We start from the raw sequence: 23,801 nt of genomic DNA on the forward strand, positions 1-23,801 counted from the left end.
ATCGCACGGGTTTCGAGACGACCGCGAGCGGCCTCCTCAACCCGCCACGCGGCGGGTCACTCCCACTCGATGGTGCCCGGCGGCTTGGACGTCACGTCGAGCACGACCCGGTTCACCTCGCGCACCTCGTTGGTGATGCGGTTCGAGATGCGCGCCAGCACGTCGTAGGGCAGGCGCGTCCAGTCGGCCGTCATCGCATCCTCCGAGGAGACCGGGCGCAGCACGATGGGGTGGCCGTAGGTGCGTCCGTCGCCCTGCACGCCCACCGAGCGCACGTCGGCGAGGAGCACCACGGGGCACTGCCAGATCTCGTGGTCGAGGCCCGCCGCCGTGAGCTCCGCGCGAGCGATGGCGTCGGCCTCGCGCAGCACCTCGAGCCGGTCGCGGGTGACCTCGCCGACGATGCGAATGCCGAGGCCCGGACCCGGGAACGGCTGCCGGCCGACGATCGCCTCGGGCAGCCCGAGCTCGCGGCCGATGGCGCGCACCTCGTCCTTGAAGAGCGTGCGCAGCGGCTCGACGAGCTCGAACTGCAGGTCGTCGGGCAGGCCGCCGACGTTGTGGTGGCTCTTGATGTTCGCGGTGCCCGTGCCGCCGCCCGATTCCACCACGTCGGGGTAGAGCGTGCCCTGCACGAGGAACCGGATGGGCTCGCCGTCGGCCTCGGCCTCGGCCACGAGGTCGCGCTCGGCCCGCTCGAACGCCCGGATGAACTCACGCCCGATGATCTTGCGCTTCTCCTCGGGATCGCTGACCCCGGCGAGCGCGTCGAGGAACGCGTCGACCGCGTCGACCGTGACGAGGCGGATGCCCGTGGCGGCGACGTAGTCGACCTCGACCTGCTCGCGCTCCCCCTTGCGAAGGAGCCCGTGGTCGACGAAGACGCACACGAGCTGGTCGCCGACCGCCTCGTGCACCAGCGCGGCCGCGACGGCCGAGTCCACGCCGCCCGAGAGTCCCGCGATGACGCGCGCGGAGCCGACCTGGGCCCGGATGCGCTCGACCTGCTCGGCGATGACATTGCCCGAGTTCCAGTCGGCCGGGATGCCGGCCGCGCGGTGCAGGAAGTTCTCGATGACCTCCTGGCCGAACGGCGTGTGCTTCACCTCGGGGTGCCACTGCACCCCGTAGAGGCCCTGCTCGTCGTTCGCGAACGCCGCGACGGGCGTGGCCGCGGTGGAGGCGAGCACCTCGAAGCCCTTGGGCGCGCGGGCCACCGAGTCGCCGTGGCTCATCCACACCGTCTGCGCCTGAGGCTGGCCGGCGAGCAGCGCGTTGTCGTCGTCGGTGCGGGCCGTGACGGCGGTCGACCCGTATTCGCGGTGGCCGGTGTGCGCGACCTCGCCGCCGAGCTGCTGCGCCATCACCTGGAAGCCGTAGCAGATGCCGAGCGTCGGCACGCCCAGTCGCAGGATGCCCTCGTCGAGCGACGGCGCCCCCGGCTCGTACACCGACGACGGGCCGCCGGAGAGCACGATGCCCACGGGGTTCTTCGCGCGCACCTCATCGGCCGTGATGGTGTGCGGCACGATCTCGGAGTAGACGGATGCCTCTCGCACGCGCCGCGCGATCAGCTGCGCGTACTGCGCGCCGAAGTCGACGACGAGCACGGGCCGCTGCTCGGTCTGCTGGTCGGTCACTGCTGGGCCTCCACGGGGGATGCGGCAGCCGACTCCCGCCGTTCGAGGTAGGCGATCACCTCGCGGGCGATCCGCACCTCGAGGATGAACGAGAGGAACGGGATGACGCCGCCGAGGGCGATGACGATGAACCGCGGAAACGGCCAGCGCATGAGGCTCCAGAGGCGGAAGTCGCTGAACAGGTACACGACGTAGAACCACCCGTGCACGATGAGGATGCCGGTCGAGAGGTTGACCGCGGCGATGGTCTCCCCCGGCACGAACGCGAGGAATCCCTGCGGCCCGCCGAGCTCGAGCTCGAGCCCGAAGGCGTACTTCATGATCATCTCGCCGGTCAGCGCGAGGAGCAGCACGCCGGTGATGACCGCGGCCACCTGGTAGAAGCGGAGCGCCCCGCGAATGCGCGGCAGATCGGCGAGTTTCGGCTCGAGGGGCATGCGTCCAGTCTACGGCGCGTCGACGAGCTCCCGCGGCACGACGAAGACGTCGACGAGGGCGCCGTTGCGCCACACGGTCATCTCGACCTGGCGGTCGATGGCGTCCTCGACCATGAGCTTCTGGATCGAGGTCGATGTCACGACGTCGTTGCCGTCGAGCGAGACGACGATGTCGCCGCGGTGGATGTCGGCGAGCTCGGCGGGGCTGCCGGGCGCCACCCCTGCCACCTGGAGTCCCGTCGGCGACCCCACGCGCGCCGCGAGCTCGGGCGCGAGTTGCACCCGGGCCCCGACGATGCCGAGCCAGGCCCGGCGCACCCGCCCGGTCGTGGTGAGCTTCTCGATGATTTCACGGGTCCCGCGGTTGATCGGCACCGCGAGACCGAGCCCGATCCCGGCGACGGCCGTGTTCACGCCCACCATGCGCCCGGCGCCGTCGGCGAGCACGCCGCCCGAGTTGCCCGGGTTCAGCGCGGCATCCGTCTGGATCACCTCGTCGATGACGCGACCCGACGCGGTCGGCAGCGAACGGCCGAGGTTCGACACGATGCCGGCCGTCACGCTGCCCGCGAGACCCATCGGATTGCCGAGTGCGACAACGAGTTGGCCGACGCGCAGCGCGGCCGCATCACCGAGCGGCACCGCCGCGGCCACCGGTCCACGGGCGCGCAGCACGGCGAGGTCGGAGAGCACGTCGCGGCCGACGACGTCGACCATGACCGACGTGCCGTCGGAGAACGTCGCCTCCGCCGCGCGGGCGCCCACGACGACGTGCGCGCTCGTGAGCAGGAGGCCGTCGTCGGAGATGACGCTCGCACTCCCCGCGCCCTCGCCGCGCGGTGAGCGCACGGCGAGGCTCGCAACGCTCGGCAGCACGGTGCTCGCGACACGCGTCACGACCCTCGAGTAGGCGTCGAGTGGGTCTTCGGTCTCCACACGACGATCATGGACCCGCTGGAGCGGCTTGCTCCCCCGGTTCGCCGCAGGCGGAACCGTCAGTCGCCGGTGATCCTCATCGCACTGTGGCCGGGTCCGTCGGTCTTGGACTGGTGTGGGCTGCGGCGATGGTCGGGACGCTCGCGGCGACACTGGCGAGCAGTCGCAGTCGCGGGGCACTCTCGCAGCTCCACGCCGCCACCGCGCCGGGTGTGCGAGGCGGGCAGTTCTTCGGACCCGACGGCGGCGGCGAGCGACGCGGCGACGTCACCGAGGTGCGACCCTCGCGAGAGGCACCCGACCCGTCAGCCGCCCACCGTGCCTGATGATGCGGTTCCGGATGCCGCGGCCACCTCAGCGGCGTCCCGCTCGCGCTCCACGGCGTCGCGCACGAGCCGGTACCACAGGAACACCGCGAACCCGGCGAACACGACCCACTCCACCGCGTAGAACACGTTGAGCCAGTTGAGCTCGACCGACTGCTCGGGCGGGGGCGAGCTGATCGCCTCGAGGCCCGCGGCCGGATCGCGCGCGGTCACGTACCCGAAGTACACGGGCCGATCGTCGTAGTCGGCCCACACGTTGATGAGGTGCGCCACGGCCACGGTCGTCATCGACCGCGGGTCGGCGTCGTCGGCGGGCGCCACGGGCGCCTCGCTCGGCAGGAACCGTCCGACCACGGTCGTCTCGCCGCCCGCGCCCGCGTCGAAGCGGTCGGCCGCCGCGCGAGCGGTGTCGGCGTCTGCCGCCCAGCCGAGGGCGACGGGGAGGCCGCCCGGCGCGGCATCCGTCACCTCGAGATGGCCGACCACCCAGTACCCCTCGACGCCCTCGTTCAGGCGGCCCTCGATGACGACGGTGTCGCCCGGCACGAACGACCCCGTGACCTCGACACGCTGGCCGGTGGCGGCCTGTTCGGTCGGCCCGTCGGGCTCAGCGAGCGCGGCGAGCGGGCGCACCTCCTCGGTCGGACGCTCGACGACGACGGCCTGCTCGACCGCGCGTTCGAGCTGCCACTGGCCGAGCAGCGCGAAGCCCGCGGCGATCGCGAGGGCGGCAAGCAGCGCGAGCACCCATCGCGGGCGCAGCATCATGTGGAGCATCAGGCCTCGTGCTCCGCGGTCGGCGCTCCGGCGGCACGGAAGGCGTGCGCGATTCGGTCGGGCGCCCCGGCGGCGACGAGCATGTCCCCGGCACTGATACGGAAGTCGGGAGCGGGCGAGGCGTGGACCCGGTCACCGCGCACGATCGCGATGACCTGCACGGTACCGTCGCCGAGCGCGTCGACCGAGCCGAGTTCCCGACCGTCGACGGCATCCCCATCGTGGACCGACACCCATCCGATCGGCACGCCGGGCATGGCATCGACATCGGCGATCGACTCGATGATCCGGGTGCCGCCGAGCAACTCCGCCAGCTGATGCGCCTCGTCGGTCTCGAGTCGCGCCGTCACGACGGGCTCGTCCGATTGCGCGTGGCGCACGAGGAGGTCCCTGACGCCCGCGCGGTGCGCCACGACCGAGATCTCGAGCGCATCCGTCGTATCGAAGGAATGCAGGACTCCGATACCGGGCAGGTCCACCCGACGGACATCGACCATGTGCGCGGACTCCTCGGTCTCGAGCGTCGCGTCCCAGTCTATCCGCGCCGCGTCAGTCGACCTTCACGATGTCGGGCGCCGCGAGCCGCACCCGGTCGGCCGACGCGTCGTCGGGCTGCTCCTGCGACGCCCGCTCGGCGGCGACGCGCTGCAGGTACCGTTCGACCTCGAGCGCCTCGCGATCGGCGTCCCAGCCGAGCGCTCCGGCCATGAGCCGCGCGGCCACCGGCGCGGCGGAGACGCCGCGGTCCCACGCCTCGATGGAGATGCGCGTGCGACGGGCGAGCACGTCGTCGAGGTGGAGCGCGCCCTCGTGCGACGCCGCGTACACGACCTCGGCCCCGAGGTAGTCGTCGGCGCCGGGCAGCGGCTCGCCGAGCTCGGGGTTCGATCGGATCAGGTCGAGCAGTTCGTCGGTCATCGTGCCGTAGCGATTCAGCAGGTGCTCGATGCGCACCTTGTGCACGCCGAATGCCCGTGCGATCTTGCCGCGCTTGTTCCAGGCCGCCTGATAGCCCTCGGCGCCGAGCAGCGGGATGTCCTGTGTCGTCGACGGCGGCACGCGCCCGTCGAGCGCGTCGGCGGCGGCGTCGATGGCGTCCTTCGCCATGATGCGGTACGTCGTCCACTTGCCGCCCGCGACGACGACGAGTCCGGGCACGGTGTGCGCGACGATGTGTTCGCGCGAGAGCTTCGACGTCTGGTCGCTCTCGCCCGCGAGGAGCGGCCGGAGGCCCGCGAACACGCCCTCGACGTCCTCACGCGTGAGCGGCACCGAGAGCACGGCGTTCACGTGCTCGAGCAGGTAGTCGATGTCGGCGGCCGTCGCCGCGGGATGCGCCTTGTCGAGGCTCCAGTCGGTGTCGGTCGTGCCGATGAGCCAGTGCCGCCCCCACGGGATCACGAACAGCACGCTCTTCTCGGTGCGGAGCAGGAGCCCCATGGTCGACTGGAAGCGGTCCCGCGGCACCACCAGGTGGATGCCCTTCGATGCGCGCACCTTGAACGTGCCGCGCTCGCCCACCATGCGCTGCGTGTCGTCGGTCCAGACGCCGGTTGCGTTCACGACCTGCCGCGCGCGGACCTCGAAGTGCTCGTCGGAGTGCAGGTCGTGTGCCTGCACGCCCACCACTCGCTCGCCGACCTTGATGAAACCCTCGACCTTCACGCGGCTCGCGACGTGCGCACCGTAGAACGACGCGGTGCGGGCGAGGGATGCCACGTACCGGGCGTCGTCGACCTGGGCGTCGTAGTAGGTGAGCCCGCCGATGAGCGCATCGTTCGAGAGCGACGGGATCGCCCGGCGCACCTGGCGCTTCGTGAGGTGACGGTGGTGCGGCACGCCCGGGGGCCGGCCGCCCGAGTAACTGAAGATGTCGTACATCAGCATGCCGGCGCCGACGTAGAGCCGCTCGAAGACCGGCTTCTTCAGCGGGTACAGGAACCGCACCGGCTTCACGAGGTGCGGGGCGATGCGCTGCAGCAGGAGGCCCCGCTCGATGAGTGCCTCGCGCACCAGTCGGAAGTCGAGCTGTTCGAGGTAGCGGATGCCGCCGTGCACGAGCTTCGACGACCGGCTCGACGTGCCCGACGCCCAGTCGCGCGCTTCGAGCAGTCCGGTCGAGAGTCCTCGGGTCACCGCGTCGAGTGCCGCGCCGGTTCCGACGATGCCGCCGCCGACGACGAGGATGTCGAGTTCCTTCTCCTTCAGGCGCGCGATGGCGGCCTTCCGTTCCTCGGGTCCGAGCCTGGTCGAACGCGACACCGAATTGCCACTCGCCATCGTCCACCCCATCCCCGCGGCCTCACGACGGGGCCGCGATCCACATCCCACGCTACCCGAACCCCCGCGGGTTGAGGAGGGCGCGGTCCGCGGGTTGAGGAGGGCGCGCAGCGCCCGCCCCGAAACCCGCGCTCGGGCAACCTGTCTGTCAGGCCCCCGTGTACGGCGCCACGACGATCTCGACGCGCTGGAACTCCTTGAGGTCGGAGTAGCCCGTGGTCGCCATCGAGCGGCGCAGGGCACCGACGAGGTTGGCCGTGCCGTCCGCTGCGGGCGCAGGTCCGTACAGCACCTCCTCGAGTGCGGCGACCTGGCCCACCTGCACGCGCTGGCCGCGCGGGAGCTTCGGGTGGTGCACCTCGGCGCCCCAGTGGTAGCCGCCCCCCGGGGCATCCGTCGCTCGTGCGAGGGCCGCGCCGAGCATGACCGCATCGGCACCGCACGCGATGGCCTTCACGATGTCGCCCGACTTGCCGACCCCGCCGTCGGCGATGACGTGCACGTAGCGGCCGCCGGACTCGTCGAGGTAGTCACGGCGGGCGCCCGCGACATCCGCCACCGCCGTGGCCATGGGAGCGTGGATGCCGAGCGTGGAGCGCGTGGTCGAGGCAGCCCCGCCGCCGAAGCCGACGAGCACGCCGGCCGCGCCCGTGCGCATGAGGTGGAGCGCTGCGGTGTAGGTGGCCGCGCCGCCGACGATCACGGGAACGTCGAGCTCGTAGATGAACTTCTTGAGGTTCAGGGGCTCCTGGTTCTTCGAGACGTGCTCGGCCGAGACCGTGGTGCCGCGGATGACGAACAGGTCGACGCCGGCCGCCACGACCGTCTCGTAGAGCTCCTGCGTGCGCTGCGGCGAGAGCGCGCCGGCGACGGTGACGCCGGCCGCGCGGATCTCGGCGAGACGAGCCGTCACGAGGTCGGGCTTGATCGGCTCCGAGTACAGCTGTTGCATTCGGGCGGTGGCGCGCTCGGGAGCGAGGTTGCGGATCTCGGCGAGCACCGGCTCGGGATCCTCGTAACGCGTCCACAGCCCCTCGAGGTCGAGCACCCCGAGGCCGCCCAGCTGGCCCATCATGATCGCCGTGCGCGGTGAGACCACCGAGTCCATGGGTGCCGCGAGGAACGGGATGTCGAACTGGTACGCGTCGATGGACCAGGTCACCGAGACGTCCTCGGGGTCGCGCGTACGCCGGCTCGGAACGATCGCGATGTCGTCGAACGCGTACGCACGCTGGCCGCGCTTGGAGCGGCCGATCTCGATCTCCTGGGTCACGAGTCCACCCTAGCGAACGGGGTCGGCAGGCGACGCGACGCCGGTCGCGGGTGCCGGGCGCTCGAAGAGCACGCCCGCGACGGCGCGCGCGACGACCTCGAGTTCCGCACCGCCGTCGGTCGCGATCGCGGTGAACAGGCCCTGCCGGTCGCCGAAGTGGTGGGCCGGGGCGGCGTGGGAGACACCGACGCGCCTGGCGAGGTCGCGAAGGCTGAGCCGGGCGACGCCGTCGTGTTCGATCGCCGCGACGGTCGGCCACTGACGGTCTCGGCGGCGCCGTCGGCAGTGCGGACAGTGCCCACGAACTGGTCCATGACGCCGAGCCCGCCGTCCACCTGCACGCTGCCCTCGTCGGGCCGCAGCTCGCCGCGGATGATGCGCAGCAGCGTCGACTTGCCTGCGCCGTTGGCGCCGATGAGCGCGGTGGTCGCGGCATCCGTCACCCGGAACAAGAGGTCGGCGAGCAGCGGCCTGCCGTCGGGCAGGGAGAACGAGCCGCCATTGACGTCGATGCAGCCCATTGGATGCATCCGTTTCCGTTCGCGGCCACGGCCGCGGCGCCCGCAGGGCAGCCGGCCAGAATGCACGCGACGGATGTCCCGCCGCGAGGTCTGGGGCAAGCTAGGGGCATGCAACGTGTCGCCGCCGACCCGATCGATGTCCTCCGCAGCCGCACGAGCGCGAAGTGGCGCTCCTTCCCCGCCGACGTGCTGCCGCTGCCAGTGGCCGAGATGGACTACCCGCTCGCGGAGCCGATCGCGGAGGCGCTGCACGCCGCGATCCGCCGGTCGGACACGGGCTACCACTCCGGCAGCCGCCACGTCGCCGACGCGTTCCAGGGGTTCGCCGCGCGTCGGCTGGGCTGGGACGTGGACCCCGCGCACGTGACGTGCACGGCCGACGTGAGCATGGGCATCGTAGAGGTGCTCCGGCAGGTGACGTCGCCCGGGGACGGCGTCGTCATCACGCCGCCGATCTACCCGCCATTCTTCGACCTCGTCACCGAGGCGGGCGGCCGGGTCGTCGAGGTGCCGATGCGCGGCGGAATCGACGACGGCTGGGGGCTCGACCTCGACGGCATCGAAGCGGCGTTCGCGAGCGGCGCCGGGGCCATGGTGCTCTGCAACCCGCACAACCCGCTCGGCTGGGTGCCCGACCGGACGACGCTCGAGCAGCTCGCCGAGATCGCCGCGAGCTTCGGGGCGACCGTCGTGAGCGACGAGGTGCACGGGCCGCTCGCGCAGCCCGAGTCGCCATACACGCCGTTCCTCACGGTGTCGGATGCCGCGCGCGAGATCGGCGTAACGGTCACCTCGGCGAGCAAGTCGTTCAACATCCCGGGCTTGAAGGCGGCGCTCATGCTCACCGCGAGCGAACGCGGCGACCGGGTGCGCACGGGTTTCCCATACGAGGTCGAGTGGCGCATGGCACAGTTCGGCGCCATCGCCTCGATCGCCGCGTTCCAGGAGGGTGGCCCGTGGCTCGACGGCGTACTCGCAAGCCTCGACGACAACCGGCGCCTGCTCGCCGACCTGCTGGCCGACGAGCTTCCCGGCGTCCGATACCGGATGCCGCAGGCCACGTACCTCGCGTGGCTCGACCTGTCCGCGCTCGGGTGGGGCGACGACCCCGCCGCCTACGCGCTCGAGCACGCGAAGGTCGCACTCCACCGCGGACCCGCGTTCGGGGCATCCGTCGGCCGCGGGCATGCCCGCCTCAACTTCGCGTGCTCGCCCGAAGTGCTCTCGGAGGCCGTGACGCGGCTCGCGAAGGCCGCGTCCCCGGCGGTCGAGTAGGCGCGCCGGCGCCGTATCGAGATCTACCTGGTGTAGTTCGGCGCCTCCACGACGAACTGCACGTCGTGCGGGTGCGACTCCTTGAGTCCGGCGGGCGTGATGCGCACGAACCGGCCCTTCGACTTCAGTTCGGAGATGTCGCGCGCGCCCACGTAGAACATCGACTGCCGCAGCCCGCCCACGAGCTGGTAGGCGACCGCGGAGACCGGGCCGCGGAACGGGACCTGGCCCTCGATCCCCTCGGGGATGAGCTTGTCGTCCGAAGGGACATCCGCCTGGAAGTAGCGGTCCTTCGAGTACGACGTCTTCTTGCCACGGGTCTGGAGCGCGCCGAGCGAGCCCATGCCGCGATACGCCTTGAACTGCTTGCCGTTCTGGAAGACGAGCTCGCCGGGGCTCTCGGCGGTGCCCGCGAGGAGCGAACCGAGCATGACGGTGTCGGCGCCCGCGACGAGGGCCTTCGCGATGTCGCCCGAGTACTGCAGCCCGCCGTCGGCGATGAGCGGCACGCCGGCCGGCTTCGTGGCCTTCGACGCCTCGTACACGGCCGTGATCTGGGGCACGCCCACACCCGCGACGACGCGGGTGGTGCAGATGGAGCCGGGGCCCACGCCCACCTTCACGGCGTCGGCGCCCGCGTCGACGAGCGCCTGCGCGCCCTCGCGCGTCGCGACGTTGCCGCCGATGATGTCGATCTTCGCGAACGACGGGTCGGCCTTGAGCCGGCGGATGATGTCGAGCACCCCTGCGCTCTCGCCGTTCGCCGTGTCGACCACGAGCACGTCGACCCCGGCGTCGCGGAGCGCTTCGGCGCGCTCCCACGCGTCCCCGAAGAAGCCCATGGCCGCACCAACGCGGAGTCGGCCCTCGGCGTCCTTCGTGGCGTTCGGGTACTGCTCCGACTTGTCGAAGTCCTTCACGGTGATGAGGCCCGTGAGCCGGCCGGCACCGTCGACGAGAGGCAGCTTCTCGACCTTGTGCTGGGCGAAGATCGCGATCGCCTCATCGGGGTCCATACCGACCCGCCCGGTGACGAGCGGCATCTTCGTCATGACGTCGCGTACGAGCGTGGCGGGCTTCTCGAAGTCGGAGACGAACCGCATGTCGCGGTTGGTGATGATGCCTACGAGCACGCCCTCGCCGTCGACCACGGGCAGGCCGCTCACGCGATAGGTGGCGCACAGCCGGTCGACTTCGGCGACCGTCGCGTCGGGGGTCGTCGTCACGGGGTTCGAGACCATGCCCGACTCGCTGCGCTTGACGCGGTCGACCATGTCGGCCTGCTCCTGGACGGACAGGTTGCGGTGCAGGATGCCGATGCCGCCCTGGCGGGCCATGGCGATCGCCATGCGCGCCTCGGTGACGGTGTCCATCGCCGCCGAGAGCAGCGGTGTCGCGACGTCGATGCGCCGCGTCAGCCGCGAGGTCGTGTCGGCCTCGCTCGGGATCACGTCGGTGTGACCTGGCAGCAACAGGACATCGTCGTAGGTCAGCCCTGTGAATCCGAACGGATCTGCCTGATCCATGTCTCCCCTTCGTCTCCGGAACGCGCCGGGCCCGGGCGACGCTCACGACCCGGGATCCATCAATATTAAGCGAGTTTGCACGGGCGGCATTCCCCGGATAACAATCGAGGGCCGTTGTGCGCACATGCGAAACACTTGAGACATAATCGGCACGTACTCTCGACGACGTCGTCGAGGGCAAGCCCGGCCCGGCGGCCACGAGCCCCGGGACCCTTGGAGGTGCAGTGGAACCCACGCAATCAGTCGCCGAACGATCCCGCGGGAGGTGGCTCATCCTCCTCGGAATCCTCGTCGCGGCACTCACTCTGTCCGGCATCGCAGCGTCCCCTGCGGTGGCGGACGAAGCGAGTACCGAGAGTTCCGAGCAGGAGGAATTCGAGTACTTCTTCAGCGGCAACGTGACGTTCGACGACGAGCCGCTCGAAGGCGTTCGGATCACGGTGGAGGGCAACGGCTTCGATGCCGAGACCGAGACGGACGCCGACGGCAAGTGGACGATCGGCGTGCCCGAGAAGGCCGAGTACGAACTCACGCTCGACGAGGACACCCTCCCCGAGGGTGTCGTCGTGGAGGATGGTCAGGCCACGGTGACGGCGGAGTTCGGCCTTACCAACCGGAAGTCCGTGAACTTCTTCCTCGGCGAGGGTCAGCGTGTGACCACGGACATCGGCGCACAGGTGCTCATCCGTGTGGTCAACGGCCTGAACTTCGGCCTGCTGCTCGCACTTGCGGCGATCGGTCTCTCGCTGATCTTCGGCACGACCGGCCTGTCGAACTTCGCGCATGCCGAGATGATCACGTTCGGCGCGCTGATGGTGCTCTCCTTCGGCGTCGACCTCGCCCTGCCGATCTGGCTGGCGATCATCATCGCCCTCGTGCTGAGCGCCGCGCTCGGCTGGACGCTCGACGCGGCGATCTGGAAACCGCTCCGCCGGCGCGGGGTCGGCCTGATCCAGCTGATGATCGTGAGCATCGGCCTCTCGCTCGCCATGCGTTACGTCTACCAGTTCATCTACGGCGGATCCACGCGACAACTGCCGGGAGCCACGATCCCCTCCGACATCCACCTCGGGCCGGTCACCCTGTCGTGGATCGACGTGGCGAGCATGATCACGAGCGTCGTGGTGCTCGGCGCCGTCGCCTACTTCCTGCTGCGCACCCGAATCGGCAAGGCGACCCGAGCGGTCTCCGACAACGCGAGCCTCGCCGCGGCGAGCGGGATCGACGTCGACCGGGTCATCCGCATCGTGTGGGTGATGGGCGCAGCGCTCGCTGGTCTCTCCGGCATCCTCTGGGCGTACTTCCGCCCGGGTGTCAGCTGGGACATGGGATTCCAGATCCTGCTGCTCGTCTTCGCCGCGGTCACGCTCGGCGGACTCGGCACCGCGTTCGGCGCGCTCGTCGGCTCGATCATCGTGGGCATGTTCATCGAGCTTTCGACGCTCTGGCTCCCATCCGACATGAAGTACGTGGGCGCACTCATCGTGCTCATCCTCGTGCTGCTGTTCCGACCGCAGGGCATCCTCGGTCGCCGCGAGAGAATCGGCTAAGGAGGACCGACCATGATCGACTGGATTGCGATCTTCTCCAACGCGGCGCAGGAGCTCATCAGCCCCACCACCGCCGCCTATGCCCTGGCCGCCCTCGGCCTGGCGATCCACTTCGGATACACGGGCCTCCTGAACTTCGGTCAGGCCGGCTTCATGGCGCTCGGGGCCTACGGGTACGCGATCTCCATCCTGAGCTTCGGGTTCCCCGTGTGGGCGGCCGTGCTGGTGGGTATCGGCGCGTCCATCGTGTTCGCCCTGATCCTCGGTATCCCGACGCTGCGGCTGCGCGCCGACTACCTCGCGATCGTCACGATCGCGGCCGCCGAGATCCTGCGACTCATCTTCACGACGAACACGTTCGACGCCATCACCGGCTCGGCGAGCGGTCTCCAGGGGTATAAGACGGGCTTCGCCGCGCTGAACCCGATCCCCGACGGCACCTACGGCTTCGGACCCTTCACGTACAACGCGTACGACTGGTGGATCCGGATCGTGGGCTGGTCGCTCGTCACGGTGCTCGCGGTCGTCACCTGGCTCATCATGCGCAGCCCGTGGGGTCGCGTGATCAAGGGAATCCGCGAGGACGAGGACGCCGTGCGCGCGCTCGGCAAGAACGTCTATTCGTACAAGATGCAGAGCCTCATCCTCGGTGGTGTCTACGGCACGCTCGCCGGCATGATCTTCGTCCTGCCGCGATCTGTGGTGCCCGCGAACTACCAGACGTCGCTCACGTTCTTCGTCTATGCGATCCTGCTGCTCGGCGGGGCCGCCACGATCCTCGGGCCGGTCATCGGCTCGATGATCTTCTGGGTGCTGCTCTCGTTCTTCTCGGGCTTCGTCGCCCGAGCCGTGGAGGCGGGCTGGCTCCCGTTCATGTCGCAGGTGCAGGCCGGTCAGCTCCGGTTCATCCTCGTCGGCGTCGCGATCATGCTGATCGTGATCTTCAGGCCCCAGGGCATCTTCGGAAACAAGAAGGAGCTGGCCTTTGTCAAGTGACGTCACTCCCACGTCCACGCCGGTGAAGACCACCGGCCTCCACGTCGGCGACGCCGAGCCGGGCTGCCGCAAGGTCGACCCGATCCTCATCGCGGACGGCGTCAAGCGCACCTTCGGCGGCCTCACCGCCGTCGACGTCGCCCACGTCGAGGTCCCCCGCGGGGCGATCACCGCCCTCATCGGGCCGAACGGCGCCGGCAAGACCACGTTCTTCAACCTGCTCACGGGCTTCGACAAGCCCGATGCGGGCACGTGGGAGTTCGACGGCCGATCGTTGGCACACGTGCCCGCGTATCGCGTGGCGCGCATGGGCCTCATCCGCACCTTCCAGCTCACGAAGGCGCTCGGCCTGCTCTCCGTGCTCGACAACATGATGCTTGGAGCCAAGGGACAGACCGGCGAGAACCTGTTCAGGTCGGTCCTCCCCTTCCTCTGGCGCAAGCAGGACGACGAGATCGAGGCGAAGGCCCTCGAGATCCTCGCGCGTTTCAAGCTCGAGGCCAAGAAGGACGACTACGCTGCAAGTCTCTCGGGCGGGCAGCGCAAGTTGCTCGAGATGGCGCGAGCACTCATGAGCGACCCCACGCTCGTCATGCTCGACGAGCCGATGGCCGGCGTCAACCCCGCACTCACAGAGTCGTTGCTCGACCACATCCTCGACCTCAAGTCACAGGGCATGACGGTGCTCTTCGTCGAGCATGACATGCACATGGTGCGGCACATCGCCGACTGGGTCATCGTCATGGCCGAGGGCAAGATCGTGGCCGAGGGCCCACCGCAGAACGTCATGCAGGACCCGGCCGTGATCGACGCCTACCTCGGCGCACACCACGACACCGACCTCGGCGCAACCGACACCGGTCACGTCGAGGCGTTGAAGGAGCTCATCGATGACGAACAGTGAATCGACCGCGAACGCGGTCCTCGACCGGCCCGCCGACGCGGTCGTCGAGGTCGAGACCGTCACGGCGGGCTACCTGCCCGGCGTGAACATCCTGAACTCGTGCTCCCTCCTCGCGAGGCAGGGCGAGCTCATCGGCATCATCGGCCCCAATGGTGCCGGCAAGTCCACGTTGCTGAAGGCGATCTTCGGACTCGTCAAGGTGCGCGAAGGCGCGATCCGACTGTACGGCGAGGAGATCACGAATCTCAAGGCGAACAAGCTCGTGGCGAAGGGGGTCGGGTTCGTGCCACAGACGAACAACGTCTTCCCGTCGCTCACGATCCAGGAGAACCTCGAGATGGGCCTCTACCAGAAGCCCAAGGGCCTGAAGGAGCGCCTCGAGTTCGTCACCGACATCTTCCCCGAACTCGGCAAGCGGCTCGGCCAGCGGGCCGGTTCGCTCTCGGGCGGTGAACGGCAGATGGTGGCGATGTCCCGTGCGCTCATGATGGGGCCGCACGTGCTGCTGCTCGACGAGCCGTCCGCGGGCCTCTCGCCGGTGCGCCAGGACGAGGCGTTCCTGCGCGTCAAGGAGATCAACCGCGCCGGCGTGACCACCATCATGGTCGAGCAGAACGCCCGTCGGTGCCTGCAGATCTGCGACCGGGGCTACGTGCTCGACCAAGGCCGGGACGCCTACACGGGCGCCGGGCGCGACCTCCTGAACGACCCGAAGGTCATCGGCCTCTACCTGGGCACGCTCGGCCAGGACTGATATGTAGCGGCCCGTAGCGCAACGAACGGGGCGGATGCTGCGGCATCCACCCCGTTCCTCGTACCCGGGCTCGCACACAGAACTCGCCCGGGCTGCGCCACGTACAGCACGTATGCGCCACGTCTGCTGGCGCAGACGGCGCGGAAGTGGCGCACATGGCGCCGCCGCGGGCCACCACGAACGCGGGCCGCCGCCGTGTGCCACGGCCGGCGGGCACGCGAAAGGGCCCCGACCGAAGTCGGGGCCCTCCAAGCGACTCGTACTAGTTGACGCGAGCGTACGTGTTGTCGTCGCCGTACTCGTAGATACCGATGGTCGCCTCGGTCGGGTCACCGTTCTCGTCGAGCGTGATCGGGCCGGACGGGCCGTCCCAGTCGATCTGCTCGCCGGCGGCGAGTGCCTCGAAGGCGGCAGCGAGGTCGGTGACGGTCTCGCCGTCACCGGATCCGCCCGACACCTGACGGAGGTACTCCGCGATGTCGGCGCCGTCCGTGCTGTTGGCCGCGTACGCCGCCAGGGCGATCAGCACGGTCGCGTCGTACGACTCGGGGCCGTAGCTGAAGTCGGCCAGGTTCGGGTCGACCGCCAGCATACGCTCGCGGAAGTCGTCTTCCAGCTTCGGACCGGGCAGCGTGCCCTTCGCTCCGGCGATGAGACCGGGCGCGAAGTCCGCACTGTAATCCGACAGGTTGCCGTCGACGAAGTACAGCTGGTCGCCAGGGTAGCCGGAGCCGACGAGCGCCGGCACGACGACCTTGGCCTCATCGAACGTGATGATCGCGACCGCGTCGGGGTTCGCCGCGTTGATGGCGGAGAGCTGTGCGTCGAAGTTCGAGTCACCCGTGTTGAAGAGTTCCTCGGCGACGATCTCGCCTCCGGCGGACTCGAACGTCTCCTTCAGGGCGCCCGCGAGACCGGTGCCGTAGGGGTCGTTCAGCACGAGCATGCCGAGCGTGGATGCACCATCCTCGGCGATCAGGTTGCCAAGCACCTCGCCCTGCAGGAGGTCGGACGGAGCCGTACGGAAGTACAGGCCGTTGTCGTCGTAGTCCGTGAAGTCGGGCGACGTGTTGGCCGGCGAGAAGTGCACGACGCCGGCGGCGGTGATCTGGTCGATCACGGTGAACGACACACCCGACGACGCAGCGCCGACGACGGCCGACACGTCCTGCGAGAGCAGGTCGGTCACCGAGACGGTGGCGATGTCGGTCGTGGTGTCACCCGAGTCGCGGTAGACGACCTCGAGGTTGATGCCGAGGTCGGCCTCGTTGATCTCCTGCGCCGCGAGCGCGACACCGGCCTCCTCGGGCGGGCCGAGGAAGGCGAGCGTTCCACTCTGCGGAAGGATCGTGCCGATCTTGAGGGTCAGGTCTCGTTCGCCGGCCTCGATCGGCAGGGCGTCACCGCTCTCGGCCGGTTCTCCCGTTTCGGTCTCCGGCGTGCCACCCGTAGCGCACGCACTGAGGAGGAGGGCACTGACGCCGGCGAGGGCGACCCCCGTCCATGCTGCGCGCGCCGAGCGCGAGGCCTTGGCCTTCGCGAATACGCTCATGTTGCTCCTTGGGACTGAAGGATTGGTACACAGGTCAGCGTCTGCTGACGCCGTGGTTTTGACAGTATTGCGCCCCAACGGCGGAAACAAGTCGCCGCGGTCACAACCGTGTAACACCGACGGAATCGTTACCTCTTCGACACCTTCACCCGGAACGCGCACGGAATCGGCGTCATGACGGTGCCGATCGGCGGATTCTCGCGTCGCGGGTCGAGACGATCCGACCACCTCCCCGCGACGCTCAGATCGGCTCGAGCGGCGTACGCCTGGTCGCACGGACACCGCGAACGAGGTCGAAGGTGAGCACGATGAGCGCGAGCCATACGAGCGCGAACCCGATCCAGCGTTCGAGCGGCATCGGCTCCCCGAGCACCACCACCCCGACGAGGAACTGGATGAACGGCGCGAAGTACTGGATGAAGCCCATGGAGATGAGCGGCAGGCGTCGCGATGCCGCGGCGAACAGCAGCAGCGGCACCGCGGTCACGGCGCCCGCCATGAGCAGCAGAATGGTATGCCACGCGCTCACCGTGCCGATCGTGAGGCCCGTGGTCATCGCGACGAACACGAGTTGCACGACCGCCAGCGGCGCAAGCCACATGGTCTCGATCGTCAGGCCGGACACGGCGTCGACCTTCGGCCCGACGCGCTTCTTGATGAGCCCGTAGAAGCCGAACGAGAACGCGAGCATCAACGCGATCCACGGGAGCTGCCCGTAGCCCAACGCGAGCACCACGACGCCGACGATCGAGACGCCGACGGCGACCCACTGAATCGCGTTGAGGCGTTCGCCCAGCACGAGCACGCCGAGGAAGACGGTGACGATCGGATTGATGAAGTATCCGAGCGCGGCCTCGACGACTTGCCCGGTCAACGTCGCGAAGACGTACGTCTGCCAGTTCACGAAGATGAGCACGCCGGCCAGGCCCATCGTGAGCACGACGCGGCGATCGCGGAGCAGCGCCGCGAACGGTCGCCAGGCGCGCGTCACGCCGATGAGGAACGCGCAGAACACGAGAGAGAGCAGCACGCGCCAGGCGACGATCTCGAACGGCCCCGACGGCGCGAGCGCGATGAAGTAGACGGGCAGGAATCCCCACAGCCCGTACGCGGCGACCGCGAAGACGAGTCCCGACCTGCTCACCGCACCGTGCGCGTGCGGTGCGGTGGGCATGGCTTCACGGCGGGTCGACACCGGTCAACGATACGCCTGCTTCGCAGCCGGCCCGGCACGCGACGAGGCCCGGATGCCGCAGGGGCATCCGAGCCTCGGACTGATACGTGTCGACTAGCGCACGACGACCGCGAGCACGTCGCGGGCCGACAGCACGAGGTAGTCCTCGCCGCCGAACTTCACCTCGGTGCCGCCGTACTTCGAGTAGATGACCTTGTCGCCGACGGCGACGTCGATCGGGACGCGGTTGCCGTTGTCGTCGATGCGACCGGGGCCCACCGCCACGACCTCGCCCTCCTGGGGCTTCTCCTTGGCGGTGTCGGGGATCACGAGACCCGACGCGGTGGTCTGCTCTGCCTCGACCTGCTTGATGACGATGCGATCCTCGAGCGGCTTGATGGAAACCGACACGGTTGACCCCTTCTCTAGTTGAAGAAACTGTCTTGACGAAAGACTGATTAGCAGCCTCACTGCGAGAGTGCTAAAGCGAGTCTAGGGGCGATTTGGCACTCGTGCAACGTGAGTGCCAGCCCCCGGTGCTCGGTGCTAGCGTTGCCGGGTGGACCGCGCCGAGCTCGTCGAACTGCTCTCCCCCCAGGGCCTGCGATTACTCGACGGCCTGCCCGCGTGGGACTCGAAGGCCGACATCGTGCGCACGGTCGCCGCGCTCCGCCACGAGGGGCATCCGCCAGGCCTCGTCGCGACCGTCCTCAGCCAATCGAGGCTGCGCGCGAGGGCGCGCGCGAAGTTCGGCGAGTTCGCGTCGCGCATGCTGTTCACCGAGGCCGGGCTCGAGCAGGCCACGCGACTCCAGGTCGCCGCGCTGCACGCCGGCCGATTTGCGCGTGCGGGCATCCACCACGTCGCCGACCTCGGCTGCGGCATCGGCGGCGACGCCCTCGCGCTGGCGGCGATCGACCTCGAGGTCACGGCGGCCGACTCCGACGAGGTGACGGCGGCGATCGCGACCTACAACCTCACGCCGTTCCCGAAGGTCCGGGTGCTGCATGCGCGCGCCGAGGACGTCCCGCTCGGGGGCATCGGCGGCGCCTGGCTCGACCCGGCGCGCCGCACGACCTCGGGCGGCACCACGAGGCGGCTGGCGGATGCCGCCGACTACTCCCCCGCCCTCGATTTCGCGTTCGGGCTCGCCGATCGCATGCCCGTGGGCGTGAAGCTCGGACCGGGCACCGATCGCGGCGTCATCCCGGCCGAGGCGGAGGCGCAGTGGGTGTCGGTCGATGGCGACGTCGTCGAGCTCGCGGTGTGGCTCGGCAGCGTCGCGCGGCCGGGCATCCGTCGGGCGGCCCTCGTGATCCGCGACGACCGCGCCGCCGAGCTCACGGCCGACGGCGACAGCGAGGACGCCCCCGTCGGTCCCATCGGCGACTACCTGTACGAGCCGGACGGCTCGGTGATCCGCGCGCGCCTCATCGGCGACCTGGCCCGCTCGAACGGCGCCTGGATGATCAGCGCGGGCATCGTGTACCTCACCGCCGACACGCCGTTCGACTCGCCGTTCGCGCGCGGGTTCCGGGTGCTCGAGCGCCTCCCCGCCGACGAACGGCACCTGCGCCAGGCTCTCGCGGCCCGGCACGTCGGCACGCTCGAGATCAAGAAGCGCGGCGTCGACGTCGATCCCGCGGCACTTCGCACCCGCTTGAAGCTCCGCGGCGACGAGCGCGCGACGATCGTGCTCACGCGTGATGAGGGCAGACACGTCGCGCTGCTCGTCGAGCGGCTCTGAGGCACCGGCTCGACCCGTCGGCGGCAGCACAGCCAGTTGGTGTCGGCACGCACTCAGCGCGGCAGCGCACTCAGCGCGGCAGCGCCCCGAAGACGATGGCGTAGTAGCCGATCCACACGGCCGCGAAGACGAGGCCCGCAATGCCGGTGCCGATGCCGACGAACGCGAGCGTGCGTCCCTCCTCCTCGCGACGGAGGCCGAGCACGCCGAAGACGATCGCCGCGATCGAGAGCGGGAGCATCCACCCCACGAAGAGAGAGGCCAACGCGCCGATCGTGCCCACGACGGCGGCGATCCAGCTGTACACACGGCGCTGCTGCTCCTCCTCGACGGCGGCGGATGCCTCGCCGAGTGCGGGGCGGTGCACGACGAGCAGCTGGCCGGTGGGCAGCGAGCGCAACTCACCGGTGTCGAAGGGCACGTCGAACTCACGCACCGCGGGATCGGCACGGAGCGTGGGTTCGGCAGGCGGGCCCGGGGCCGGCGGCACCCGGGCAGGCGGCACCGGAGCAGGCGGAACCCGGGTAGGCGTGCCCCCGGGCACCGGCCGATCGAGCCGCTCGGAGCGCATGGCGTCCGCGTCGGTCCCGTCGGGCCCGTCGGCCGAACGGTCGGGGGTCCCGCCTTCGGGCGGAACCCCCTCGCGATCGGACATCATCGACCTCTGGCCTCAGGGCCTCAGTACGAATAATCGACGTACCCCGGGAGCGTGGCGAACGCGATGCTCCAGAAGACGATCGAGAGCAGGGCGATCGCGATGCCGACGAAGCCGAGGATGATGCCCGTGAGCCACATGCCCCTGGCGGCCGGCTCCTTCCGCCTGCCGAGGAAGCCGAGCACGACGGCGGCGGCCGGGATGATCAGCTGCATGATGCCGCCGACGATCGGGATGAACACCACGAAGAAGCCGACGAGGCCCACGATGCCCGCGATGAGCGAGATCAGGCTGAGCACGGGCGTGGGCTTCGCCGTCGAGGTGGTGGTGCCGTAGGCGGGTGCCACGTACCCGGGCTCCCCGTACCCCGGCTGCGGCGCCGAGGCCGCCGCAGCCGGCGCGCCGTAGGCGCCGGGAGGCGGCGGTGGCGGCGGCGTCGCGGCGCCGTAGCTCGGCGCGGCAGGGGGAGCCTGCGGCGCGGGCGGCACCGGAGGAGCCGGCGGCACGGGCGCTTCCGGGGCGCTCGGCACGCCGGGCGTCTCGGGCGTCGACGGCGTCTCGGGGTAGGAGGGCTCAGACGGCGTCGGGAAGCCCGGCTCGGGCTCCGACGGGAACGTGGGCTCCTCGGGCGCCGGCACCGTCGGCTCCTCGGGAGTCGGCACCGTCGGCTCCTCGGGAGTCGGAACGGTGGGCTCCTCGGGCGTCTTGGGCGCGTCTGGGTTGTTGGGATCGCTCATGGCGTTCGCCTTTCGTGGAAGTCGAGTTCGCGGGCCGCTCACTAGGTCGTGATGTAGCCGGCCTGCCACAGCGAGGCGAACACCGCGAAGAACAGGATCGTCAGGATGATCGACAGCACGATGCCCACGTAGCCGATGATGAGACCGGCGATCGCCATGCCCCTGCCCTGCTCGCCGGTCTTCTTGATCTGGCCGAGCGAGATGTGCCCGCAGATGATGCCGACGAGGAAGCCGATGCCGGAGATGAGGCCGATGAGCGAGGCCACGAGCGAGACGATCGCAAGCGTGTTCGTCTTCGCGCCCGTCGGCGGTGTGGTCTGGCCGTATGCCGGTGCGCTGCCGTACGCGGGAGCGGGCGGCGGCACTGCGGCGCCGGGCTGGTCGGGAAGATTCGGATCGGTCACGGTCGTGTGTCCCCTCGATGCTGTGGATTCGTCGCCGCAACACGCGGCGCCGCTGGAGATGCGCGCGCCCAAGCGCGGCATCCGGTCACTACGCTGCACACACTATCGCGGCGGATGCGCGACCGACAGCCTCTCGCGCGGGGTCGTTACGCCTGGATATCGGTGACCGGCAGCGTCGAGTCCGCGCCGAAGTCCATCGAGGACGGCGGATGCCCCGCCATGATGAGCTGCGCGCCGAGCTCCGCGATCATGGCGCCGTTGTCGGTGCAGAGCGACAGCGGCGGGATCCGCAGCGCGATGCCCGCCGCGGCGGCGCGCTCCTCGGCCAGCTCGCGGAGCCGCGCGTTCGCGACGACGCCCCCGCCGAGGAGGAGCCGCGGCACGCCGAGGTCGGTGCATGCCGCGACGGCCTTGGCGACGAGCACGTCGACGACCGCCTCGCGGAAGCTCGCCGCGACATCCGCGAGGGGGATCGGCTCGCCGGCCGCCTCACGCTGCTCGACCCAGCGGGCCACGGCCGTCTTGAGCCCCGAGAAGCTGAAGTCGAAGCTGTGCGAGGCCTGGTCCTTCGGCCGGGTGAGGCCCCGTGGGAAACGGATCGCGGTCGGGTCGCCGCCGATCGCGGCACGATCGATCTCGGGCCCGCCCGGGTAGGGCAGTCCGAGCAGGCGCGCCACCTTGTCGAACGCCTCGCCGGCGGCGTCGTCGACCGTCTCGCCGAGGAGCTCGACATCGGAGACCAGATCGCGCACCAGGAGGAGCGACGTGTGCCCGCCCGAGACGAGCAGGGCCACCGTCGGCGTCTCGAGCGGAGCCTCGTGGTCGAGCAGGTCGGCGCCGACATGGCCGACGAGGTGGTTCACCGCGTACAGCGGGCGATCGAGCGCGACCGCGAGCGCCTTGGCCGCGCCGACGCCCACCATCAGGGCACCCGCGAGGCCGGGTCCATTCGTCACCGCGACCGCGTCGACGTCGGCGAGCCCGATGTCGGCCTCGGCGAGCGCGGCGGCGATCGTCGGCCCGAGCGCCTCGAGATGGGCGCGGGCGGCGACCTCGGGCACGACGCCGCCGTAGCGCGCGTGCTCCTCCATCGACGAGGCGATGACGTTGGCGAGCAGCTCGGTGCCGCGCACGATACCGACCCCGGTCTCGTCGCACGACGTCTCGATGCCGAGCACGAGGGGCGCGTCGCGGTTCATGCGCTCGCACCGGACCCGGATGCCGCGGGGCGGGTCACGGCCGGCGGCACGGCGAGGCGCATCGAGATCGCGTCGACGCCGTCGGGCTGGTAATAGCCGCGGCGCACTCCGATCTGCTCGAACCCGAGCGAGTCGTACAGCTCACGGGCGATCGTGTTGTCGGCGCGCACCTCGAGGAAGAGCTCGGCGAGGTGGCGACGACGAGCTTGCGTGATGAGTGCATGCATGAGCCCGCGGCCGAGCCCGATGCCGCGCGCGAACGGCGCGACCGCGATGGTCTGGATGTCGCCCTGCACGCTTCCCGACGGCGCGAGCAGTCCGGCATAGCCGTGCAGGCGCCGGTCGGGATCCTCCTCCGCGTCGTCGACGGCCACGAGGTAGTAGCCGTGCGGACTCTCGAGCTCGCGGCGCATGGCGGCCTCGGGCCAGGCGTCGTTCACGAAGGTGTCGCGTTCGAGCCGCATGATCGCGTCGAGGTCGGCGGGCTTCGCCCGGCGCATGAGCACGCTCACTGCAGCACCCGCTTCCCGGCGGAGGGCGTGACGTCCGGCGCCCGCAGGTAGAGCGGCGCGTCGTCGGCGAGCGGCAGTCGACCTGCCACGTACGCGAACTCGGCGAGCATGCCGACCGCACCCGCGGGCACGACGGCGGCGTCGAGGCGGATGCCCCGTGCGCCCGGAACGTCGTCGCGCGGCACCAGGCGGGGGCCGTCGGTGCGCACGGGGAGCCCGTCGACGTCGAGGCCGTCGTACTCGGAGACCGCGAACTCCCGCCGACGCGCGTCGGTGACGACCTGCAGGGTCCCCGCGCCTCCGTCGCGGTACCAGCACCACGCGATCGCGTCGTGGCTCACGATGGGGACGAACGGCTTCGAGATGCCGAGCGCGAAGGCGTGCGCTGCGGCGATGCCGACGCGGAGCCCGGTGAAGGGGCCGGGACCCATGCCGGCCGCCACTCCCGAGAGTTCGTCGGCCCGCACCCCCGCGTCCGCGAGTGCGTCACGGATGAACCCGCCGACGACCTCGGCGTGACGCATGGTGTCTCCGGTACCCGTCTCGGCGAGGACGCCGGTGTCGCGATCGACCACGGCGACGCTCGTGCCCGTCGAGGTGTCGATCGCGAGGAGCATGGATCCCAG

24 protein-coding genes and 1 pseudogene are annotated in these 23,801 nt (G+C 70.2%); 6 read left to right on the forward strand and 19 right to left on the reverse strand.

Features of this window, described 5'->3' with window-relative positions; translation table 11 throughout:
- Positions 1 to 56 precede the first annotated feature (56 nt).
- From guaA to IEX31_RS06460, 9 genes and pseudogenes are all read right to left on the reverse strand, one after another.
- Positions 57 to 1,640, reverse strand: a complete 1,584-nt coding sequence (guaA, locus tag IEX31_RS06420; protein ID WP_188742610.1) for a glutamine-hydrolyzing GMP synthase — start codon at positions 1,638 to 1,640, stop codon at positions 57 to 59.
- Positions 1,637 to 2,077, reverse strand: coding sequence for a DUF3817 domain-containing protein (locus IEX31_RS06425; RefSeq protein ID WP_188742611.1), 441 nt, complete (start codon positions 2,075 to 2,077; stop codon positions 1,637 to 1,639). Before IEX31_RS06425 ends, guaA begins: the two co-directional genes overlap by 4 nt.
- 9 nt (positions 2,078 to 2,086) lie before the next feature.
- Complete coding sequence (locus IEX31_RS06430; protein WP_188742612.1) at positions 2,087 to 3,013, reverse strand: S1C family serine protease; 927 nt, start codon at positions 3,011 to 3,013, stop codon at positions 2,087 to 2,089.
- A 305-nt stretch (positions 3,014 to 3,318) separates the two neighbouring features.
- Positions 3,319 to 4,116 (reverse strand): SURF1 family protein, encoded by a 798-nt coding sequence (locus tag IEX31_RS06435; RefSeq protein WP_188742613.1) that lies wholly within the window; start codon positions 4,114 to 4,116, stop codon positions 3,319 to 3,321.
- The gene (locus IEX31_RS06440) at positions 4,116 to 4,613 is read right to left on the reverse strand and encodes a cation:proton antiporter regulatory subunit (RefSeq protein WP_188742614.1); all 498 of its coding nucleotides are present in this window, start codon (positions 4,611 to 4,613) and stop codon (positions 4,116 to 4,118) included. Before IEX31_RS06440 ends, IEX31_RS06435 begins: the two co-directional genes overlap by 1 nt.
- Positions 4,614 to 4,665: 52 nt before the next feature.
- Positions 4,666 to 6,396 carry a glycerol-3-phosphate dehydrogenase/oxidase gene (locus tag IEX31_RS06445; protein ID WP_188742615.1) on the reverse strand — a complete coding sequence of 577 codons (1,731 nt, stop codon included), beginning with the start codon at positions 6,394 to 6,396 and terminating at the stop codon, positions 4,666 to 4,668.
- A 148-nt stretch (positions 6,397 to 6,544) separates the two neighbouring features.
- Positions 6,545 to 7,669: a GuaB3 family IMP dehydrogenase-related protein gene (locus IEX31_RS06450; protein ID WP_188742616.1), complete on the reverse strand. Its 1,125-nt coding sequence runs from the start codon at positions 7,667 to 7,669 to the stop codon at positions 6,545 to 6,547.
- A 9-nt stretch (positions 7,670 to 7,678) separates the two neighbouring features.
- Positions 7,679 to 7,909 carry a TetR/AcrR family transcriptional regulator gene (locus IEX31_RS19525; RefSeq protein WP_345000693.1) on the reverse strand — a complete coding sequence of 77 codons (231 nt, stop codon included), beginning with the start codon at positions 7,907 to 7,909 and terminating at the stop codon, positions 7,679 to 7,681.
- A gap of 65 nt (positions 7,910 to 7,974) precedes the next feature.
- Positions 7,975 to 8,199, reverse strand: a pseudogene (locus IEX31_RS06460) (ATP-binding cassette domain-containing protein); the annotation flags it as partial.
- A 99-nt stretch (positions 8,200 to 8,298) separates the two neighbouring features.
- On the opposite strand from IEX31_RS06460, the gene IEX31_RS06465 reads away from it, so the two are divergent.
- Entirely contained in the window at positions 8,299 to 9,465 is a 1,167-nt protein-coding gene (locus IEX31_RS06465; protein ID WP_188742617.1) for a MalY/PatB family protein, read from the forward strand.
- A 23-nt stretch (positions 9,466 to 9,488) separates the two neighbouring features.
- On the opposite strand, the gene guaB is transcribed toward IEX31_RS06465, so the two are convergent.
- Positions 9,489 to 10,991 (reverse strand): IMP dehydrogenase, encoded by a 1,503-nt coding sequence (gene guaB, locus IEX31_RS06470; protein ID WP_188742618.1) that lies wholly within the window; start codon positions 10,989 to 10,991, stop codon positions 9,489 to 9,491.
- A gap of 272 nt (positions 10,992 to 11,263) precedes the next feature.
- Between guaB and IEX31_RS06475 the strand changes: the two genes are divergently transcribed.
- The 4 genes from IEX31_RS06475 to IEX31_RS06490 are packed head-to-tail and all read left to right on the forward strand — an operon-like array spanning position 11,264 to position 15,195.
- Entirely contained in the window at positions 11,264 to 12,541 is a 1,278-nt protein-coding gene (locus IEX31_RS06475) for an ABC transporter permease subunit (protein WP_373285505.1), read from the forward strand.
- A 15-nt stretch (positions 12,542 to 12,556) separates the two neighbouring features.
- Positions 12,557 to 13,537 carry a branched-chain amino acid ABC transporter permease gene (locus tag IEX31_RS06480; protein WP_188742653.1) on the forward strand — a complete coding sequence of 327 codons (981 nt, stop codon included), beginning with the start codon at positions 12,557 to 12,559 and terminating at the stop codon, positions 13,535 to 13,537.
- The gene (locus IEX31_RS06485) at positions 13,527 to 14,441 is read left to right on the forward strand and encodes an ABC transporter ATP-binding protein (protein ID WP_188742620.1); all 915 of its coding nucleotides are present in this window, start codon (positions 13,527 to 13,529) and stop codon (positions 14,439 to 14,441) included. Before IEX31_RS06480 ends, IEX31_RS06485 begins: the two co-directional genes overlap by 11 nt.
- A complete protein-coding gene (locus tag IEX31_RS06490; RefSeq protein WP_188742621.1) occupies positions 14,428 to 15,195 on the forward strand; it encodes an ABC transporter ATP-binding protein in 768 nt (255 codons plus the stop codon). Before IEX31_RS06485 ends, IEX31_RS06490 begins: the two co-directional genes overlap by 14 nt.
- 262 nt (positions 15,196 to 15,457) lie before the next feature.
- Here IEX31_RS06490 and IEX31_RS06495 read toward each other — a convergent pair whose 3' ends face one another.
- The 3 genes from IEX31_RS06495 to groES form a co-directional block, all read right to left on the reverse strand.
- Complete coding sequence (locus tag IEX31_RS06495; RefSeq protein WP_188742622.1) at positions 15,458 to 16,747, reverse strand: ABC transporter substrate-binding protein; 1,290 nt, start codon at positions 16,745 to 16,747, stop codon at positions 15,458 to 15,460.
- 241 nt (positions 16,748 to 16,988) lie between these two features.
- The gene (gene rarD, locus IEX31_RS06500) at positions 16,989 to 17,921 is read right to left on the reverse strand and encodes an EamA family transporter RarD (RefSeq protein ID WP_188742654.1); all 933 of its coding nucleotides are present in this window, start codon (positions 17,919 to 17,921) and stop codon (positions 16,989 to 16,991) included.
- 114 nt (positions 17,922 to 18,035) lie between these two features.
- The gene (gene groES, locus IEX31_RS06505; protein WP_188742623.1) at positions 18,036 to 18,332 is read right to left on the reverse strand and encodes a co-chaperone GroES; all 297 of its coding nucleotides are present in this window, start codon (positions 18,330 to 18,332) and stop codon (positions 18,036 to 18,038) included.
- 148 nt (positions 18,333 to 18,480) lie between these two features.
- Here groES and IEX31_RS06510 point away from each other — a divergent pair, with 148 nt between their 5' ends.
- Positions 18,481 to 19,668, forward strand: coding sequence for a class I SAM-dependent methyltransferase (locus IEX31_RS06510; RefSeq protein ID WP_188742624.1), 1,188 nt, complete (start codon positions 18,481 to 18,483; stop codon positions 19,666 to 19,668).
- Between the two features lie 70 nt (positions 19,669 to 19,738).
- Here IEX31_RS06510 and IEX31_RS06515 read toward each other — a convergent pair whose 3' ends face one another.
- The 6 genes from IEX31_RS06515 to tsaB form a co-directional block, all read right to left on the reverse strand.
- Positions 19,739 to 20,323: a DUF4190 domain-containing protein gene (locus IEX31_RS06515; RefSeq protein ID WP_188742625.1), complete on the reverse strand. Its 585-nt coding sequence runs from the start codon at positions 20,321 to 20,323 to the stop codon at positions 19,739 to 19,741.
- Positions 20,324 to 20,346: 23 nt separating this feature from the next.
- Positions 20,347 to 21,060, reverse strand: coding sequence for a DUF4190 domain-containing protein (locus tag IEX31_RS06520; RefSeq protein WP_188742626.1), 714 nt, complete (start codon positions 21,058 to 21,060; stop codon positions 20,347 to 20,349).
- Positions 21,061 to 21,101: 41 nt separating this feature from the next.
- Positions 21,102 to 21,464 (reverse strand): DUF4190 domain-containing protein, encoded by a 363-nt coding sequence (locus IEX31_RS06525; protein WP_188742627.1) that lies wholly within the window; start codon positions 21,462 to 21,464, stop codon positions 21,102 to 21,104.
- A gap of 146 nt (positions 21,465 to 21,610) precedes the next feature.
- A complete protein-coding gene (gene tsaD, locus IEX31_RS06530; protein WP_188742628.1) occupies positions 21,611 to 22,663 on the reverse strand; it encodes a tRNA (adenosine(37)-N6)-threonylcarbamoyltransferase complex transferase subunit TsaD in 1,053 nt (350 codons plus the stop codon).
- Positions 22,660 to 23,175 (reverse strand): ribosomal protein S18-alanine N-acetyltransferase, encoded by a 516-nt coding sequence (gene rimI, locus IEX31_RS06535; protein ID WP_229662152.1) that lies wholly within the window; start codon positions 23,173 to 23,175, stop codon positions 22,660 to 22,662. Before rimI ends, tsaD begins: the two co-directional genes overlap by 4 nt.
- Entirely contained in the window at positions 23,172 to 23,792 is a 621-nt protein-coding gene (tsaB, locus tag IEX31_RS06540; protein WP_188742629.1) for a tRNA (adenosine(37)-N6)-threonylcarbamoyltransferase complex dimerization subunit type 1 TsaB, read from the reverse strand. Before tsaB ends, rimI begins: the two co-directional genes overlap by 4 nt.
- Positions 23,793 to 23,801 lie beyond the last annotated feature (9 nt).

The organism is Agromyces bauzanensis (genome assembly GCF_014645655.1).
GTDB classification, from domain to species: domain Bacteria; phylum Actinomycetota; class Actinomycetes; order Actinomycetales; family Microbacteriaceae; genus Agromyces; species Agromyces bauzanensis.

Excerpts from the sequence above, each read along its gene's own strand:
- IEX31_RS06425 (WP_188742611.1), bottom strand. The coding sequence starts at position 2,077 with ATGCCCCTCGAGCCGAAACTCGCCGATCTGCCGCGCATTCGCGGGGCG.
- IEX31_RS06435 (WP_188742613.1), bottom strand. The coding sequence starts at position 4,116 with ATGCTCCACATGATGCTGCGCCCGCGATGGGTGCTCGCGCTGCTTGCC.
- IEX31_RS06440 (WP_188742614.1), bottom strand. The coding sequence starts at position 4,613 with ATGGTCGATGTCCGTCGGGTGGACCTGCCCGGTATCGGAGTCCTGCAT.
- IEX31_RS06445 (WP_188742615.1), bottom strand. The coding sequence starts at position 6,396 with ATGGCGAGTGGCAATTCGGTGTCGCGTTCGACCAGGCTCGGACCCGAG.
- IEX31_RS06465 (WP_188742617.1), top strand. The coding sequence starts at position 8,299 with ATGCAACGTGTCGCCGCCGACCCGATCGATGTCCTCCGCAGCCGCACG.
- guaB (WP_188742618.1), bottom strand. The coding sequence starts at position 10,991 with ATGGATCAGGCAGATCCGTTCGGATTCACAGGGCTGACCTACGACGAT.
- IEX31_RS06490 (WP_188742621.1), top strand. The coding sequence starts at position 14,428 with ATGACGAACAGTGAATCGACCGCGAACGCGGTCCTCGACCGGCCCGCC.
- IEX31_RS06495 (WP_188742622.1), bottom strand. The coding sequence starts at position 16,747 with ATGAGCGTATTCGCGAAGGCCAAGGCCTCGCGCTCGGCGCGCGCAGCA.
- rarD (WP_188742654.1), bottom strand. The coding sequence starts at position 17,921 with ATGCCCACCGCACCGCACGCGCACGGTGCGGTGAGCAGGTCGGGACTC.
- IEX31_RS06515 (WP_188742625.1), bottom strand. The coding sequence starts at position 20,323 with ATGTCCGATCGCGAGGGGGTTCCGCCCGAAGGCGGGACCCCCGACCGT.
- IEX31_RS06520 (WP_188742626.1), bottom strand. The coding sequence starts at position 21,060 with ATGAGCGATCCCAACAACCCAGACGCGCCCAAGACGCCCGAGGAGCCC.
- tsaD (WP_188742628.1), bottom strand. The coding sequence starts at position 22,663 with ATGAACCGCGACGCGCCCCTCGTGCTCGGCATCGAGACGTCGTGCGAC.
- tsaB (WP_188742629.1), bottom strand. The coding sequence starts at position 23,792 with ATGCTCCTCGCGATCGACACCTCGACGGGCACGAGCGTCGCCGTGGTC.